Genomic DNA, 17,867 nt, shown 5'->3' on the forward strand with positions numbered 1-17,867 from the left:
CCGGCTAGGCGCGGCCGGGGTGCTGCCGACAGGCGCGGGCCGGCCGGGCGCATCGGCCGCGCGGCGGCGTATCGAGCCGATATTGTCGGCGATTTTGCAGGCGGACGGCGGCTGCCCCGCCGCTGCTCGTACGCTCAGGCCCGCCGCGATTCGAGATCGACGGGCGGCGTGGCCGCCGTCTGCACGACGACGCGGTTGCGCCCGCCTTCCTTCGCCCGATACAGCGCATCGTCGGCGAGCTTCAGCGCGGCCTGGATGTTGTCGTCGCGTTCGGGATAACTGGTCGTCACGCCGATGCTCACGGTCAGCCGGCCGACCGTGCCGGCGTCGTGCCGGATGCCGAGATCGAGGATGCCGGTGCGGATCGTTTCGGCGATCGTCGCCGCGCCGTCGCTATCGATGTCCGGCAGCACCACGACGAATTCCTCGCCGCCGTAGCGCGCCGCATAGTCGGCCGGGCGGCGCAGGCAGCCGGCGATGCAGTGGCCGACCGCGGCGAGCGCGTCGTCGCCGGCCTGGTGGCCCTGCGTGTCGTTATAGTGCTTGAAGTAATCGACGTCGATGAACAGCAGCGACAGCGGATGTTGCGAGCGCGCGGCGCGCCGCCATTCACGCGCGAGCGTGACGTCGAGCATCCGGCGGTTGTCGAGGCCCGTCAGGCCATCGGTGCGCGCGAGCGCCTGCAGCTCGGTTTCGGCGCGATGGCGTTTGCGCAGTTGCACGTCGAGCAGCAGCGACAGGCCGACGAAGCCGATCGCAAGCGCCACCATCGCGGAGCCGATCGGGATCGCACGGTCGTACCACGCGGCGTAGGTGTCCGCTTCCGAGCGCGCGACCATGACGATGAGCGGCAGGTGATCGAGGTGCCGGAACACGTACAGGCGCCGCACGCCGTCGATCGACGCGGTGTCGGCGAAGCTGCCTTCGCTGGCGGTCATGAATTGCCGGAACGTACTCGCGCGGCTGATGTCGCGGCCGACGATCCTGGGGTCGTACGGCTCGCGCGCGACCATCCTGCCGTCCGTGTTGATCAGCGCGACCGAGCCGCGATCGCCGAGCGACAGGCGCGAGAACAGGTTCTGGAAATATTCGAGCCGGATCGACATTACCGCGACGCCGCCGAACGACCCGTCGGGCCGCGTGATCCGCCGGCTGAGCGCGATGCTCGGCGAGCCGCCGCGCAGCCGCGAATGATACGGGGGGCTGACGTACAGGCCGACGTCGGGGCGGTCGCGGTGCACGGCGAAGTACGGCTCGTTGCCGAAGTTGGCCTTGCGCGGCACGTCGCTCATGCCGTCGACCGCGATGTCGCCTTTCGCGTCGAGCACGTAGATGCCGCCGAGGTACTTGGCCGTCGTCGAGCGGTCGAACAGCACCTGGCGGCGCAGCGGCATCGGCAGCCTGGCGACCTCGGGGTCGTTCGCGCCGTCGACGACCGCCTGCAGCGACAGCGAATAGATCTCGATGTTGCGTTCGATGTCCCACGCCGCCATCAGCGCGAGGTTCTGCTGCATGCTGCGCGAGCGGTCGCGCGCGTCGATACGGCCTTCGTACAGCACGATCGCGCACAAGAGCAGCAGGATCAGCGCGATCAGCAGCCCCGTGTAGAAGATCAGGTGCGGCAGCAACAACCGGCGCAGATGAGCGGCGATACGGCTCGTCACGCCGGATTCGCTGGGCATTGCGTAGTTGGTTTCGGCCATGGTCCGTGGATCGGGGGCATCGTCGCCGGGCGGCGTGCCGATGCGATTGTTCGTATGGCTACCGGTGGCGACCCGGTGCGCAGCCCTGCCCGTGCATACCTTCCGTCCAGCGGAGAAAACGGGCACCGATTATCGACAACCGCGGCCAGATAAACCCGATATTCATAGGTAACATCGGCTGCAATTCGACGATCTGACAAATCGCGCGATGCGAATGCCACGGAGTATAACGCGCGTGTTTGCGTGCGCGGAAAATGTTGCGGCCGCTTGATCGGGGTCAAATTATGGGGTAATCCCGCGCTTGCAAATATCGGGCGGATCGTTGCTGAGCAAGGCATTGCGGTGCGGCGGGAAAGTTCGCGCGGCTTCCGGCCGCGGATACCGGCGGATCGGCGGATTAACGGCGGGCGGGCGTCGCACGCGAAAGCGCGCGATATGCGCCGATTATCGGTTTCAACGATCGGGTGAATACCCATGTGAAAACGGGCAGCCGCGAGGGCCGCCCGTTTCGCAAGGCCGGTGTACCACCGGCATGCGGCGCCCGGCATGCGGGACGAGCCCGCATGCGCAGGTTCATGCGCCGTGCTGCTGCGCCTTGAACGCGAGCCGGAACCGGTGCAGCAGCGGCTCGGTATAGCCGCTCGGCTGCGACGTGCCTTGCAGCGCGAGCGCGCACGCGGCCTTGAACGCGGTCGACCGGTCGTAATCGGGCGCCATCGGACGATAGTTCGGATCGCCGGCGTTCTGCTGGTCGACGACGCGAGCCATCCGCTTGAACACGTCGAGCACGAACGCCTCGGTGATCACGCCGTGGCGCAGCCAGTTCGCGATGTGCTGGCTCGAGATGCGCAGCGTCGCGCGATCTTCCATCAGGCCGACGTCGTGGATGTCCGGCACCTTCGAGCAGCCCACGCCCTGTTCGACCCAGCGCACGACGTAGCCGAGGATGCCCTGCGCGTTGTTCTCGACCTCGCTCAGGATCTCGGCCTCGCTCCACGCGGCGCGCTCGACGACCGGCACGGTCAGCAGCCCTTCGAGCAGCGCGTCGCGCTCGCTCGCGTACGGCGTTTTCTCGAGTGCCTGCTGGACGGCCTGCACGTCAACGAGGTGGTAGTGCAGCGCGTGCAGCGTCGCCGCGGTCGGCGACGGCACCCAGGCGGTGTTCGCGCCGGCGCGCGGATGCGCGATCTTCTGCTCGAGCATCGCGTGCATCAGGTCCGGCATCGCCCACATGCCCTTGCCGATCTGCGCGCGGCCGCGCAGGCCGGCCGACAGGCCCGCGAGCACGTTGTTGCGCTCGTACGACTGAATCCACGCCGACGATTTCATGTCGCCCTTGCGGATCATCGGGCCCGCTTCCATCGCGGTGTGCATCTCGTCGCCGGTGCGATCGAGGAAGCCGGTGTTGATGAACGCGACGCGCGCGGCGGCGGCGGCGATACATGCGGCGAGGTTCACGCTGGTGCGGCGTTCCTCGTCCATGATGCCCATCTTCAGCGTGTTGCGCGGCAGGCCGTACAGATCCTCGATGCGCGCGAACAGCGTGTCGGCGAACGCGACTTCGGCCGGGCCGTGCATCTTCGGCTTCACGATGTAGATCGAGCCCGTGCGCGAGTTGCGCTTCGCCTTCAGGTCGTGCAGCGCGCACAGCGTCGTGACGACGCCGTCGAGGATGCCTTCCGGAATCTCGTTGCCGTCGCGGTCGAGCACCGCGCCGTTGGTCATCAGGTGGCCGACGTTGCGCACGAACAGCAGCGAGCGGCCGTGCAGCGACAGCGTGCCGCCGGCGGGCGTCGTGTACTCGCGATCGGCGTTCAGCCGGCGCGTGAAGGTCTTGCCGCCCTTCGCGACTTCCTCGACCAGCGTGCCCTGCATCAGGCCGAGCCAGTTGCGGTAGAGCTGGACCTTGTCGTCCGCGTCGACCGCCGCGACCGAATCCTCGCAGTCGATGATCGTGCTGACCGCGGCTTCGAGCACGACGTCCTTCACGTTCGCGAGATCGGCGCGGCCGATCGGCGTGGATGCATCGATCTGGATCTCGAGGTGCAGGCCGTTGTGCTTGAGCAGGATCGCGGACGGCGCACCGGCCGCGCCCTGGTAGCCGACGAACTGCGCAGGCTGCGCGAGCCCGACGTCGCCCTTCGCGGTTTCCACCGTGAGCTGGCCGTCCTGCACGCGGTAGCGCAGCGCGTCGCGGTGCGAGCCGCTCGCGAGCGGCGCGGCGTTGTCGAGCACGTCGCGCGCGTAGTCGATCACGCGCTGGCAGCGCGTCGGGTTGTAGGCCGCGGTGCGTTCGGCGCCGCCGTCTTCCGGCAGCGCGTCGGTGCCGTACAGCGCGTCGTACAGGCTGCCCCAGCGCGCGTTCGCGGCGTTCAGTGCATAGCGCGCGTTCGACAGCGGCACGACGAGCTGCGGGCCGGCCTGCGTGGCGATCTCGCTGTCGACGTTCGCGGTGGTTGCGGCGACGTTCGACGGGACCGGCACGAGGTAGCCGATTTGTTCGAGGAATGCACGATACGCGGCATGGTCGCGTACCGGGCCGGGGTGCGCGCGATGCCACGCGTCGAGTTCCTGCTGCAGGCGGTCGCGTTCGGCGAGCAGCTCGCGGTTGCGCGGCGCGAGGTCGTGCACCAGGGCCGAGAAACCGCTCCAGAACGCGGCCTTGTCGATGCCGGTGCCCGGCAGCGCTTCGTTTTCAATGAACTGGCTCAGCGCTGGCGCGACTTGCAGTCCTGCTTGGTCGATCATCGTGAATCCTCCCGGGGAAAATGCGTGCGGTTTGGCTGGTTATTCCGCGACGCTCTGTGTGCCGGCGCGGGCGATCTGCGCGTCCTGTTCGGACTTTACGCCAGACACGCCGATCGCGCCCGCGATCCGGCCGCCGACCGTGACCGGCACGCCGCCTTCGAGCAACCCCGTCAGCGGCGCGCTCAGAAACGCGGTGCGGCCACCGTTGATCATATCCTCATACGCCTTCGTCTCGCGACGGCCGAGCGCCGCCGCGCGCGCCTTGTCCTGCGCGATGCAGCTGCTGGCCGGCGATGCGCCGTTCAGCCGCGCGAACGCGAGCAGGTGGCCGCCGTCGTCGACGACGGCGATCGACACGGCCCAGCCGTGGCGTTCCGCTTCCGCGCGGGCCGCGGCGAGCATGCGCTCGGCATCGGCCAGTTCGAGTTCGGGTTTCGTTTGCATGGCTTCCCTCCGGAATAGGCGGCCGGTCCACCAGCCGGTTGTCGACGCGCTCGATCCAGTGGCGCACGGGTGTGCGGCTCGCGCCATTCCGATGAGTCTGGCAGCCGACGTTGGCGGTGACAATCAGGTCCGGCCGCGAGCGCGCCGACGCGCGCGCGCCTTCTCCGCATGGACGGGGTCGGAGCGCGACAGGCCGCCGTATTCCTTCATGAACTTGCCGCCGCCGCTTGCGGTCGGCGGCGATCGCTGCCGCGCCGGCTTCGATCGCGGGCCACCGCGTCGACGTTGCGGCTCGACGGCCGGACGTGAGCGGGCGCTTGGCCGGCGCGGTAACCGCTAGAATTGCGGTTTTAGCCCGGAACATGTCCATGTCTTTTGCCTCGCTTGGCCTGATCGAGCCGTTGCTGCGTAATCTGCAGGGCCTCAATTACCAGACACCCACGCCGGTGCAGGCCAAGGCGATTCCCGCCGTGCTCGGCGGCAAGGACGTCATGGCCGCCGCACAGACCGGTACCGGCAAGACGGCCGGTTTCGCGCTGCCGCTGTTGCAACGGCTGGCGCAACACGGCCCGGCGGTATCCAGCAACCGTGCGCGCGTGCTGGTGCTGGTGCCGACACGTGAACTGGCCGAGCAGGTGCTGCAAAGCTTCGTCGAGTACGGCAAAGGCCTCGATCTGCGATTTCTGGCCGCCTACGGCGGCGTGAGCATCAATCCGCAGATGATGAAGCTGCGCAAGGGCGTCGACGTGCTCGTGGCGACGCCCGGCCGTTTGCTCGACCTCAATCGCCAGAACGCCGTGCAGTTCGATCAGGTGCAGACGCTCGTGCTCGATGAAGCCGACCGCATGCTCGATCTCGGCTTCGCGCGCGAACTCGACGCGGTCTTTGCCGCGTTGCCCGCCAGGCGCCAGACGCTGCTGTTCTCGGCCACGTTTTCGGACGAAATCCGCAAGATGGCCGCGAGCATTCTGCGCAGCCCGGTCGATATCAGCGTCAGCCCGCCCAACGCCACGGCCAGCAAGATCAAGCAGTGGGTGGTGACGGTCGACAAGCGGAACAAGCCAGAGCTCTTCATGCACCTGGTGGCCCAAAACAAGTGGGAACACGCGCTGGTGTTCGTCAAGACCCGCAATGGCGTCGATTATCTGGCGCTCATGCTGGAGAAAGCCGGCTATGCGGTCGATACGATCCACGGCGACAAGCCGCAACCCGCGCGTTTGCGTGCGCTGGAGCGCTTCAAGACGGGTGAGGTGCAGATGCTGGTCGCCACCGATGTGGCGGCGCGCGGGCTGGATATCGACGATCTGCCGCTGGTGATCAACGTCGATCTGCCGATCGTCGCGCAAGACTACGTGCACCGTATCGGCCGTACCGGCCGCGCAGGTGCCAGCGGGGTGGCGGTGTCCCTCGTGTGCGCCGATGAAGCGCCGCAATTGGCCGCGATCGAAGCGCTGATCCGGCAGACGCTGCGGCGGGAAGAAGAGCCGGGTTTCGAAGCCGAACACCGCGTGCCGGAAACCAGCGCGACGGGTCAGATCATCAAGAAACCCAAAAAGCCGAAGAAGCCCAAAGTGCCGCAAGCCGTGCCGGTCGCCAGGCAGGCGCCGGGCAAGAAGCCGCCAGCGCAACGGAGCGAAGGCAAGCGCAAGCCCGCGGCGCAGCAGGCGAAACCAGCCGTCGGCACGGGAACGGACTACACCATCGGCAGCCCGTTCAGCGTGCACAAGCCGCGCGGCAAACCGGCGGGCAAACCGGCGACGGGGAAGGCTGCGAGCAACATGGCGGGCAAATCCGCGGGCGGTCGTGGCAAACCTGGCAAACCATCCAGATAGCCCGATCCTTCGCTTTCGACGTGCCCGATACGATTGAGCCGTCCGATGCCGTGAATGCATACGGGTGGTTCGGAACAGCGCTGCCGGGTTTCTCGTGAGCGACCTGAAACCGCCCGCGATAGAAGCTTCGCGGCGTGGCCGATGATGTGCGATGACTGAAGTGAGAGATGGAATGACGACGACATTCGACGAGGCGACAACGGCGGCGATCGCCGCGTTTGCCCAGCTGGATTTCTACACGGCCGTGCAAGCGATGCGCGCCGAAGCCGATTACGACCACGAACGAGACCAGTGGATCTCGCGCTATATCGACGAGCACGGCGGCGGCGTGGACGATGCGGAATACGACGCCCTGCACGCGCGAGCGCAGGCCACGCCGGAATACGCGCAGTTCATCGATGGGGTTCGGCGGGAAATTCTGGAGTACTTCGGCGTGACCGACGATCAACTGGACTGGATGGTCGTGCTGCGCGACGACGATAGCGATGAACTGTGGGCGGAAGTCAACCGGCAGCGGAACGCGCTGGGAACGGGTGAAGTGCGCGGAGATCTCTGACCGGGTTTGTCATTCGCCGGTACGTTGGGCGCGCCGTTTTGAAGGTCGGCTCCGCACCACGTATCGGACGCTCGCCGTTCATATCAGTCTTCTCGCTCATCCGATTCGTGGACGGTGTTGAAGCTGAACGGCGGGCCAGGGTTGCCAAACGAGATCCACCGAACCCGCGACGCATGAAAAAAGCCCGCCGAAGCGGGCAACCTCACGATGCGGAGGGGGAGATCCGAAAACGCGATCGGCGCGCGCTCAGCCTTTCGTCGCGCCGAACGTGAGCCCCGCGACGAAATGCTTCTGCATCGCGAAGAACATCGCGACCGACGGCAGCGCGGCGAGAATCGATCCGGCCGATACGAGATTCCACGACGTCGTCCATTGCCCCTTCAGCGCCGCGACGCCCGCCGTGATCGGCGCCGCCTCGTCGCCCTGGGTGAGACACAGCGCCCAGAAGTAATCGTTCCACACGAACGTGAACACCAGAATCGCGAGCGCGGCCAGCGCCGGCCGGATCAGCGGCAGCACGATGCGCCAGAACACCGTCCATTCGCCCGCGCCCTCGATGCGCGCCGCCTCGATCAGCTCGAACGGCAACTGCTTGATGAAGTTGCGCAGGAACAGCGTGCAGAACCCCGTCTGAAACGCGACATGAAACAGGATCAGCGCTTCGACGGTATTGAACACGCCGAGCCGCAGCGACAGGTCGCGCACCGGAATCATCAGCACCTGCACCGGCACGAAGTTGCCGGCGACGAACGTGCCGAACAGCGCGGTATTGCCGCGAAACCGGTAGGTCGCGAGCGCGAAGCCGGCCATCGCCGCGAGCGCGATCGAGCCGATGACCGACGGCACGGTGATCTGCACGCTGTTCCAGAAATAATGGAGCATCGGCGACGTCGTCAGCGCGTCGCGATAGTTCTCGATCATCGCGAAGCGGCGCGGCCAGCCCCAGTAGTGACCTTCGACGAGTTCCTCGGTCGAGCGCACCGACGTGACGAACACCGCGATCATCGGCAGCAGCCAGATCACGAGCGCGACGGGCAGCGACAGCTTGTACAGCCGGCGCGATACCGGCTTCCAGTGGGCAACGGGTGTCGGAAACATGATGAGTGAACTCCCGAAAGGTCACTGTTCGTTGCGCAGCATGCGGCGCAACTGGAACACGATGTAGACGAGCATGATCGCGAACAGCACGACCGCGATCGACGCGGAATAGCCGAGCCGGTAGTACTTGATCGCCTGGTCGTACATGTAATACGCGAGCACGGTCGAGCTTTCGAACGGACCGCCGCCCGTCATCACCGAGATCAGGTCGAAGCTGCGCAGCGCGCCGATCACGGTGACGACGATCGCCATGAAGGTGGTCGGCCGCAGTTGCGGCAGCACGACGTGCCACAGCAGCGCGAAGCCGCGCGCGCCTTCCATCCGCGCGGCTTCGATCTGTTCCGGGTTGACCGACGTGAGGCCGGTCAGGTACAGGATCATGCAGTACGCCGTTTGCGGCCACAGCGCGGCGAACACGATGCCGAACGTCGCGTAGCGCGCGTCGCCGAGCACCGGGATCCCATGCCCGGCGAGCAGCGCGAGCAGGCCGAAGGTCGGATCGTAGAACCACGAGAAGATCAGGCCGACCACCACGCCCGAGAGCACGAACGGCGCGAAGAACAGCGACTTCACGAGCCGGATACCGCCGACCGCCTGGTTCAGGTACAGCGCGAGCGCGAGGCCGAGCGGCGGCGCGAGCATGAACAGCAGGAGCCAGATCACGTTGTTGCGCAGCGCCGTGTAGAACGTCGGCGCATGCAGCAGCTCCGCGTAGTTCGCGAGGCCGACGAAGGTGCGCTCGGTCATCCCGTCCCAGTTGTACAGGCTCAGCGACAACGTCGACAGGATCGGCCAGATCACATAGACGGCAACCATCGCGCAGGCCGGCGCGAGAAAGAGCCACGCGGCGCGCCGTTGCCGCCGCACGGCGGGCGACGGGCGGCGGGCGCGCAATGCGCTGGCGGACGAGCCGCGCGGCGGCGGCGCGGTGCCGTCGCGCGGGGTGGACGTGGTCGGACTGGACACGGCAAGCCTCCTGAACGGACACGGCGGCGCGCGGCCGCCGGTTGGGTCACGCGATCACTTCTTGTAGATCCGCTTGCGGGTCTGTTCGAGTTGCGCGAGCACCGTATCGAGCTGCGCGGGATTCGCGACGAACTGCTGCATGCCCTTCATCCCCTCGTCGGCCATTTCCTTGGTCATGTCGCGGTCGTAGAACTGCGCGACGCCGCCCTTCGTGTCGGCGAGGATCCGGAAGCCGATGCGCGAGATCGGATCGGCCGGCTCGGGCGACTTGCTGTTGGCCGACAGCGAGCCGAGCCCTTCGGCGAGCTTCGCGCCGATCTCGGGCGTTTCGACGAATGCGAGGAACGTATGCGCGTCGGCCTTGTTCTTCGCCTTGGTCGGGATGTGCAGCGATTCGACCGGGCCGTCCTCGGCGGTCGGCACCTTCGGGTCGATGATCGGGAAGCGGTAGTAGCCCATTTCCGGTTTCACGTTGGGCGGGAAACCCGCCGCGATGAAGGTGCCCATCAGCATCATCGCGGCCTTGCCCTGGAACAGGAACGGCTGCGCGCCGTCGAGATCGTAGGACAGCGCGTTGTCGATGAAGTAGCCGGCATCGATCAGCGATTTCCACGTCGTGTAGACCTTCTTCACGCGCGGGTCGGTGTACGGCACGTCGCCGGCCATCAGCTGCTGGTGGAACGCGTTGCCGTTCAGGCGCAGGTCGAGATAGTCGAACCAGCCGGCGAGCGTCCACGCGTCGCGGCCGCCGATCGCGATTGGCGTGATGCCGGCCGCCTTCAGCTTCCTGCACGCATCGAGAAACTGGTCCCACGTCTTCGGCTCGTCGGCGATGCCGACCTTGCGGAACAGGTCCTTGCGGTAGAACAGCCCCCACGAGTAGTAGACGGTCGGAGCCGCGTACTGCTTGCCGTTGTACGACGAGGCGCTGCGCGTCGACGCGTACATCGCGTCCCAGCCGTTTTTCGTCCAGTCGCCGCTCAGGTCCTCGAACAGCCCGCGCTTCGCGTAGTACGCCATCCGCTCGCCCGCGTGCCAGTTCACGACGTCCGGCGCGACGGTCGTGAGCCACGCGGGGAGCTGCACCTTGTACGCTTCCTCGTCGACGAAGGTCGGCTTCACGTCGATGTCGGGATGCGCCTTGTGGAACGCTTCGATCGTCGACTGCCACACGGCGCGCTGGCTCGCGCCCTTGAACGCGATGTTGATCGTCAGCGTGCCGGCATCGGCGGGCGCCGCGGCGCCGAACGATGCGGATGCGATGGCGGCGACGGTCGCCAGGCGGGCAGCGACGCGAAGGGGGCGATGGGTCATGAGTGTCTCCAGTCCTGTGTGTCGTTGTTTGTGCGTGACCGGCGCGTCTTCGCACCGGGGCGGTTGCTACGAACGGCTTCGATACACGGCGACGCCTTGCGGCTCGACCTGCGCGGCGCCGAGCACGAACGCCGACGGCGGTACCGCGTCGATCGCGTGCGGTGTGTCGCCGTAGTTGAAGACGTAGGTCAGGCCGCCGCGGCGGCTCACGCGCACGGCGTCGCCGAGCGGCGTCGGGGCCAGGCCGGCTTCGGCCGCGATATCGGCGAACAGGCGCACGGTGGTCGCATCGTCGAACAGCGCGGCCCAGTAATGCAGCGTACCGTGCGATAGGCAGGCCGGATGGCCGTCGGCGAAGCGCGCGTGCACGACGCTGCGCGTGTCGTCGTGCAGCTCGACGAAGTCGCGCCAGTGGCGCGCCGCGCCCGTGAGCGGCGACCCGTCGCGTAGCGTGCCGTCGATCCGTTCGGTCAGGTTCGGCCGCAGCGATTCGACGCGCCACACACGCACCGGCAGGATCGACGCGAGCGGGCCGGGCGGCAGCGCCGGCGGAATCTGCAGGTCGGCGGTTTTCGAGCCGGTGCGCGGGCCGAACACCGCGTGCGCACCCGATGCGGCGAGCCGCGACGCGAAATCGTCCGGGACGATCGGCAGCGGCGGCACGACGACGAGCCGATAGCCGTCGAGCGGTGCATGCGCGGACACGATGTCGACGTCGAGGCCGAGCGAGCGCAGCGCCGAGTAGTACTCGAACGCGAAGCGCGGGTAGTGGAAATCGGCGCCTTGCGGCTGCACTTCGAACAGCCACTTCGCTTCATAGTCGAACACGAGCGCGACGGGCGCACGCACCGCACCGTTCGCGTCGGCATCCGGGCCGGCGTCGAGCACGGCGGCGATTTCCCGCGCGACGCGCTGCGCTTCGCGCCCGCCTTCGTCGAGCCTGTCGTCGGGCGTGTGCAGGCCCGCATGCATCTGCTCCTGCGCGAACGGCGCCTGCCGCCAGCGGAAGTACGACACGCAACCGGCGCCGTGCGCGAACGCTTCCCAGCTCCACAGCCGCACCATGCCCGGCAGCGGCGCGGGGTTCCAGTGCGCCCAGTTCACGGGGCCCGGTTGCTGTTCCATCACCCAGAACGGCCGCTTCGACATGCCGCGGTACAGGTCGTGATTGAACGATGCGAAATCCGGATGGCCGGTGCGCAGCCAGCGCGCCTTCACGTCGGGCGCGAACCACAGCTCCTCGAGCGCGCCGAGCGGGTAGCTGTCCCACGTCGCGACGTCGAGGTCGCGCGCGACCTCGTAGTGATCGAACTCGGTGAACAGCTGCATGAAGTTGTGCGCGACCGGCCGGCCCGGCGAGTGCGCGCGGATCACGTCGACCTGCATCCGGTGATAGCGCGCGAGCTCGTCGGACGCGAAGCGCCGGTAGTCGAGGCGATGCGACGGATGGGCTTCGGTCACGGTGCCCACGGGCGCGTCCACTTCGTCGAAATGGCGATACTCCATGCTCCAGAACACGGTGCCCCACGCGCGGTTCAGCGCATCGATCGTGCCGTAGCGCGCCTTCAGCCATGCACGGAAGCGCACGAGCGCGGCCGGCGAATAGCTGACGACCGTCTGGTGGCAGCCCAGCTCGTTGTCGGTCTGCCAGTAGCGCACGGCCGGGTGGCGGCCGTAGCGTTCGGCAACCGCCGTGCAGATCTGGCGCGACGCTTCGAGATAGGTCGGCGACGAGAAATCGTAGTGGCGGCGTGAGCCGAACGCGCGCGGCCGGCCGTCGGCGCCGATCGCGAGAATGTCGGGATGGCGGTCGACCAGCCATTTCGGCGGCGTGGCGGTCGGCGTGCACATCACGATCTCGAGGCCGGCCGCGCCGAGCACGTCGACCGCACGGTCGAGCCAGCCCCAGTCGTATTCGCCGGGAGACGGCTCGATGCGGCTCCACGCGAATTCGGCGATCCGCACCTGCTCGATACCGAGCGCTTTCATCCGGCGGGCATCGTCGGCCCACATCGATTCCGGCCAGTGTTCCGGGTAGTAACAGACTCCGAGGCGCACGCCCGATCCTTATGCGTAGTGGTGGACGGGAAGGTCGGCGCACGCGGGCACCGCGCGGCCGTCTTCGGTGAACAGGTGACAGGCCGCGGCCGGCGCGTGCACGTGCACGCGTTCGCCGGTGCGGACCTGCGCGTCGCCGGGCACCTTCGCGATCAGCGGCGTGGCGTCGGGCTGGCCGGGCTGGTCGAGGTGCACGTAGGTCTGTTCGCCCAGGCGTTCGACGAGCACGACGTCGCGCGCGAGCGTCGTCGCGTCGGGCGCGGCGCCGAGCGTCAGGTGTTCGGGGCGGATGCCGAGCGTCACGGCCGTGCCGGCGCCGAGCGCCGAGCCGTCGCGCGGCAGCACGAAGGTTTCGCCGGACGGCACGAGCGTGACGCTCGTGCGCCGCGCGTCGCACGCGGTCACGACGGCCGGCAGGAAATTCATGCGCGGCGAGCCGATGAAGCCGGCGACGAAGCGGCTGGCAGGGTGGTGATAGAGGTCGAGCGGCGCGCCCACTTGCGCGATGCTGCCGTGTTGCGCGGTGTCGGCGCCGGCATGCAGCAGTACGATCTTGTCGGCGAGCGTCATCGCCTCGGTCTGGTCGTGCGTCACGTAGACGACGCTCGCGCGCTCGAACTGCCGGTGCAGCCGCGCGATCTCGATGCGGGTCTGGCCGCGCAGCGCCGCGTCGAGGTTCGACAGCGGCTCGTCGAACAGGAACACGCCGGGCTCGCGCACGATCGCGCGGCCGATCGCGACGCGTTGCCGCTGGCCGCCCGACAGCGCCTTCGGCTTGCGCTCGAGCAGCGCGTCGAGCTGCAGGATGCGCGCGGCGTCGCGCACCTTCCGGTCGATCTCGGCCTTCGGCACGCGCGCGAGCTTCAGCCCGAACGCCATGTTCTCGTACACCGTCATGTGCGGAAACAGCGCGTAGCTCTGGAACACCATCGCGACGCCGCGCTCGGCGGCCGGCACGTCGTCGACGCGGCGGCCGTCGATCGACAGCTCGCCCGCGCTCAGATCCTCGAGCCCCGCGATCATGCGCAGCAGCGTCGATTTCCCGCACCCGGACGGCCCGAGAAACACGCAGAACTCGTGCGCGCCGATCTCCAGATCGACGTCGCGAATGACCGGCGCGTGCTCGCCGTAGGCTTTCTGCACGCGCCGCATCGAGATGCTCGCCATTGTCTCCGCTCCATGTTTTAATGCGCCATCCTGCTTGATTAAGCGCTTAATCATCGCGATCAAAAAAAGAGGCGATGCGATCGCGGCCGAGTCGCGCCCGTCGGTCGGGCGGCAAGGTGTGCGGCGATAGTGCGCCGCTTCGGTGAGCGAAGCAAATACTGGATCGACGTCTCATATAGTGGGCAAACGATGGCAACACTGGAAGAAGTGGCGCGCCGCGCCGGCGTGACGGCCGCGACGGTGTCGAATGTGCTGCGCGGCCGCGGGCGGGTCGGCGACGCGACGCGGGCGCGCGTGCTCGAAGCGATCGACGCGCTCGGCTACCGGCCGCATCTCGCCGCGCGGGCGCTGGCCGAAGGGCGTGCGCCGACGGTCGCGTTGATGGTATCGAGTATCGCGAACCCGTTCTATCCGGAGTTCGCGCTGGCGGTCGAGCGCGCGGTGCGCCGCAACGGGCAGTTCCTGATCGTCTGCAATACGAATGAAGACCCGTTGCAGGGGCGCGCGTATCTCGACCAGATCGCCGGCACGATCTCCGAGGGGATTCTCGTGACCAATGCGAACCTGCACCTGCCGGATCTGCTCGACGTCGCGCGGCGCGGCGTGCCGATCGTGCTGTGCCTGTGGGAGCGGCCCGACGCGCCGCCCGACGGCCTGCCGTGCGTGGCGATCGATTTCCGCGAGGCCGGACGGATCGCGACGCGGCATCTGCTCGAGCTCGGTCACGAGAAGATCGGCGTGATCGTCGGCGGCGCGGCGAGCGGCGTGCAGGCGGCGCGCTACGACGGCTTCGTCGACGTGATGCGCGACGCGGGGCTCGACGCATCGATCGTCGCGGCCGAGCATGATTCGATCGAAGGCGGGCTGCGTGCGGCGGGCCGGCTGCTCGATGCGCACCCGCGGTTGACCGCGCTCGTCGCGACCAACGACCTGCCGGCGATCGGCGCGATGCATGCGGCCGCCGATCGCGGCCGGCGCGTGCCCGACGATCTGTCGATCGTCGGCATCACCGACATCCATCTCGCCCGCGACACGCGGCCCACGCTGACGACCGTCGCGATCCCGACCGCCGAGGCGGCCGGCCTCGCGGTCGAATTGCTCAATACGCTGCGCGAGGCGGGCGGGCAGGGTGGAGACGCATCGCGCGTGCGGGTCGCGTCACCGCCGACGCTGGCGGTGCGCGGGACGACGGGGCCGGTACCGCACGCGGCATAGCGAGGCGCGGGCGGTCGTGCGCCGCCTCAGCCGCCTTCGACGAGCCGCAGCACGATGTTTCTTGCCGACTCGAGATGCGCGACCGTCATCGCGCGTGCCGCGCGTGCATTGCGTTCGCGACATGCCTGCAGAATCGCTTCGTGCTCGACCTGGAACGACGGTGTGTCCGCGAGCAGCGTGGCCTGCAGGCGCTCGTAACGTTCGACCTGGCCGCGCAGTTCGGCGATCGACTTCAACTGCCGCGCGTTGCCGCAGCACGAATACAGCAATGCGTGGAATTCACGGTTCAGCTCGCCCTGCCGGCGCGGCGCGGTTGCATCGCCGAGCAGCCGATGCACGAGTTCGGCGCGCGCGAGCGTTTCGTCGTCGAGCCGCTTCACGCTGCGGTAGATTGCATCGCCTTCGAGCAGCACGCGCAGATCATAGATTTCCTGCACGTCCGATGCGCTCAGCATCCGCACGACGGCGCCGCGATTCCGGAAGATATCGAGCAAACCTTCGCGCTCCAGCCGCTGGATCGCCTCGCGCATCGGGATCCGGCTGATGCCGAACCGCTCGGCCAGGTCGCGCTCGACGAGCCGCTCGCCGGCCGCCAGTTCGCCGTTGATGATCATGTCGCGCAGCGACGCGGCGATCGCGTCCGCCGTGGAGTCGAGTTTGGCTTCCATGCGTGCCTGTTCGTTGATTTTGGAATAATGGTATACCAAACGGCCATCCAGTGCCACAATGGCGACCATCGACGGGCTGCACGCAACGGTGTTCGGCCCGGTGGGGCAACCAACCTCAATGGAGAGCGAAATGGCATCTGGCGAACACCGGTATCGCGTCGCGGTGGAGTGGACGGGCAATCGCGGCACCGGCACGTCCGGCTATCGCGAGTACGGTCGCGATCATGTGATCCGGGCCGGTTCGAAGCCGGATATCCCCGGTTCGTCGGACCCGGCGTTCCGCGGCGACGCCGCGCGCTGGAACCCCGAAGATCTGCTGCTCGCGTCGGCATCGGCATGCCACGAGCTCTGGTATCTGCATCTGTGCGCCGAGGCCGGCATCCGCGTGCTGGCCTACGTCGACCACGCGGAAGGCACGATGGTCGACAGCGCCGAAGCGGGGCGCTTCACTGAAATCGTGCTGCGCCCGCGGGTGACGATCCGGGCGGGCGACGATCGCGCGCTCGCCAAGCGGCTGCATCACGATGCGCATGCGAAGTGCTATATCGCGAATTCGGTCAATTTTCCGATTCGTTGCGAGCCGGTGATCGAGGTCGAGGCAGCCTAGCTCGGAGCAATCAGTCCTCGTTCGTAGCCGGACATTTTCGAGCAGATCAATGCGCCTGCATGGACGCTCGGGATAGCGATGCGAGTCGTGCTTCCGATATACGCCCGTTTGTTGTGACAGAGTGGGCTACGGGCGGGCCATCGATGTCGAATGCCTCTTGTTTAATTGACTGCATACGATAACGATTATTTTCGGACGGGAGTCGTGCGAGAGAAATCGGGAAACAAAATTTATGCGAAAAGTCAGTCCGATTGTCCGTCAGTATGCCTTACGTATCTGACAGGAAATGTCCACGGCGCATGTCAATCAGACGCATCCGAAATTCACAATTTGTGGTGTTTCTTCAACGGCTTAGCAATTGTTGACAGTGATTTACCAGTGCTTTGGTACGCTCACGCTCGATAATCCAACGAATGGACGCGGGCCGCGTCAACGAGAGTGAACAAAATTCGCATCGCCTGGTGTATTCCAGGCTTCGGGGTATCGTGGTGGCCGTCGCGGAGACGGCGACCGCCGAGGGCAAATACGCAACAGCCGAGGTGCGCGCACGTCGACGCTCGCCGATATCCGGTGTGCACGTCGTAGCAGCGGGCGTTGCTGCGCTTGGCATGTTCCCCACCTTGTCCGATGCGCAGATCGTTCCGACGCCGGGCACCAGCACGCACGTGATCCAGACGCCGAACGGCTTGCCTCAAGTCAACGTGGCGCGACCGTCGAATGCGGGCGTCTCGGTCAACACCTACAACCAGTTCGACGTACAAAAGGCTGGCGCGATCCTGAACAACTCGGCCACGATGGTTCAGACGCAGCAGGCGGGCTGGATCAACGGCAACCCGAATTACGGAGCCGGGCAGGCTGCGAGGATCATCGTCAACCAGGTCAACAGTCCGAATCCTTCCCAAATTCGTGGCGCTTTGGAGATCGCCGGCTCCCGGGCGGAGCTCGTCCTCGCGAATCCGTCGGGCATTTATCTTGATGGCGCGTCCTTCATCAACACCAGTCGCGCAACCCTCACAACGGGCGCGCCGTACTACGGCGCCGATGGTTCGCTCGCCGGTTACAACGTCAACCGCGGGCTCGTGACCGTCTCGGGTGCCGGTTTGAATGCAACCGGTACCGATCAGGTGGATCTTATTGCTCGCGCGGTACAGGTGAACGCGGCGGTCTACGCGAAGAACCTGAACGTGATCGCCGGCGCGGCCCAAGTCAACCACGACACGCTTGCCGCGACGCCGATCGCCGGCGACGGCCCCGCTCCGTCAGTCGCGATCGACGTGAGCCAGTTAGGCGGTATGTATAGTAATCGGATCTTCCTGGCGTCCAACGAGTTCGGTGTCGGGGTGGCCAACGCTGGCACGATCGCGGCGCAGGCCGGTGACCTGACGCTGCAATCGAACGGTCGGCTCGTGCTCACGGGCAAGACCACGGCGAGCGGCAATCTCGCACTGTCGGCTACCGGCGGAATTCAGAATAGCGGCACCACGTACGCGC

14 protein-coding genes and 1 pseudogene are annotated in these 17,867 nt (G+C 67.0%); 5 read left to right on the forward strand and 10 right to left on the reverse strand.

The annotated features are described in order from the left end of the window. Positions 1–134 precede the first annotated feature (134 nt). The 4 genes and pseudogenes from LGN10_RS14870 to LGN10_RS14885 all read right to left on the reverse strand — a co-directional run. Positions 135–1,703 carry a sensor domain-containing diguanylate cyclase gene (locus LGN10_RS14870; RefSeq protein ID WP_059581528.1) on the reverse strand — a complete coding sequence of 523 codons (1,569 nt, stop codon included), beginning with the start codon at positions 1,701–1,703 and terminating at the stop codon, positions 135–137. Between the two features lie 573 nt (positions 1,704–2,276). After that, positions 2,277–4,451 carry a malate synthase G gene (locus LGN10_RS14875; RefSeq protein ID WP_226224084.1) on the reverse strand — a complete coding sequence of 725 codons (2,175 nt, stop codon included), beginning with the start codon at positions 4,449–4,451 and terminating at the stop codon, positions 2,277–2,279. Positions 4,452–4,490: 39 nt separating this feature from the next. After that, positions 4,491–4,895, reverse strand: a complete 405-nt coding sequence (locus LGN10_RS14880; protein ID WP_059581533.1) for a GlcG/HbpS family heme-binding protein — start codon at positions 4,893–4,895, stop codon at positions 4,491–4,493. Between the two features lie 28 nt (positions 4,896–4,923). Continuing rightward, positions 4,924–5,227, reverse strand: a pseudogene (locus LGN10_RS14885) (hypothetical protein); the annotation flags it as partial. Positions 5,228–5,263: 36 nt separating this feature from the next. On the opposite strand from LGN10_RS14885, the gene LGN10_RS14890 reads away from it, so the two are divergent. Continuing rightward, on the forward strand, positions 5,264–6,727 hold the full coding sequence (locus tag LGN10_RS14890) for a DEAD/DEAH box helicase (protein WP_226224086.1): 1,464 nt from the start codon (positions 5,264–5,266) through the stop codon (positions 6,725–6,727). Positions 6,728–6,899: 172 nt separating this feature from the next. Continuing rightward, positions 6,900–7,283: a hypothetical protein gene (locus LGN10_RS14895; protein WP_060011169.1), complete on the forward strand. Its 384-nt coding sequence runs from the start codon at positions 6,900–6,902 to the stop codon at positions 7,281–7,283. Between the two features lie 246 nt (positions 7,284–7,529). Here LGN10_RS14895 and LGN10_RS14900 read toward each other — a convergent pair whose 3' ends face one another. The 5 genes from LGN10_RS14900 to LGN10_RS14920 form a co-directional block, all read right to left on the reverse strand. After that, entirely contained in the window at positions 7,530–8,381 is an 852-nt protein-coding gene (locus tag LGN10_RS14900) for a carbohydrate ABC transporter permease (RefSeq protein WP_006482683.1), read from the reverse strand. A gap of 21 nt (positions 8,382–8,402) precedes the next feature. After that, entirely contained in the window at positions 8,403–9,347 is a 945-nt protein-coding gene (locus LGN10_RS14905) for a carbohydrate ABC transporter permease (RefSeq protein ID WP_059644526.1), read from the reverse strand. Positions 9,348–9,401: 54 nt separating this feature from the next. Beyond that, positions 9,402–10,661 (reverse strand): ABC transporter substrate-binding protein, encoded by a 1,260-nt coding sequence (locus tag LGN10_RS14910; RefSeq protein WP_060011175.1) that lies wholly within the window; start codon positions 10,659–10,661, stop codon positions 9,402–9,404. Positions 10,662–10,727: 66 nt separating this feature from the next. Further along, a complete protein-coding gene (locus LGN10_RS14915; protein WP_226224087.1) occupies positions 10,728–12,719 on the reverse strand; it encodes a beta-galactosidase in 1,992 nt (663 codons plus the stop codon). Between the two features lie 9 nt (positions 12,720–12,728). Beyond that, positions 12,729–13,886 (reverse strand): ABC transporter ATP-binding protein, encoded by a 1,158-nt coding sequence (locus tag LGN10_RS14920; protein WP_226224088.1) that lies wholly within the window; start codon positions 13,884–13,886, stop codon positions 12,729–12,731. A 189-nt stretch (positions 13,887–14,075) separates the two neighbouring features. Between LGN10_RS14920 and LGN10_RS14925 the strand changes: the two genes are divergently transcribed. Continuing rightward, positions 14,076–15,101 carry a LacI family DNA-binding transcriptional regulator gene (locus LGN10_RS14925; protein WP_226224089.1) on the forward strand — a complete coding sequence of 342 codons (1,026 nt, stop codon included), beginning with the start codon at positions 14,076–14,078 and terminating at the stop codon, positions 15,099–15,101. Between the two features lie 26 nt (positions 15,102–15,127). On the opposite strand, the gene LGN10_RS14930 is transcribed toward LGN10_RS14925, so the two are convergent. Beyond that, positions 15,128–15,769, reverse strand: coding sequence for a GntR family transcriptional regulator (locus tag LGN10_RS14930; RefSeq protein WP_059581559.1), 642 nt, complete (start codon positions 15,767–15,769; stop codon positions 15,128–15,130). Between the two features lie 130 nt (positions 15,770–15,899). Here LGN10_RS14930 and LGN10_RS14935 point away from each other — a divergent pair, with 130 nt between their 5' ends. Further along, a complete protein-coding gene (locus LGN10_RS14935; protein ID WP_226224090.1) occupies positions 15,900–16,376 on the forward strand; it encodes an OsmC family protein in 477 nt (158 codons plus the stop codon). A 413-nt stretch (positions 16,377–16,789) separates the two neighbouring features. Continuing rightward, a partial coding sequence (locus LGN10_RS14940) for a filamentous hemagglutinin N-terminal domain-containing protein (RefSeq protein WP_226224091.1) occupies positions 16,790–17,867 on the forward strand: 1,078 nt, incomplete at its 3' end.

The organism is Burkholderia sp. AU32262 (assembly GCF_020419985.1).
Taxonomy (GTDB): domain Bacteria; phylum Pseudomonadota; class Gammaproteobacteria; order Burkholderiales; family Burkholderiaceae; genus Burkholderia; species Burkholderia semiarida.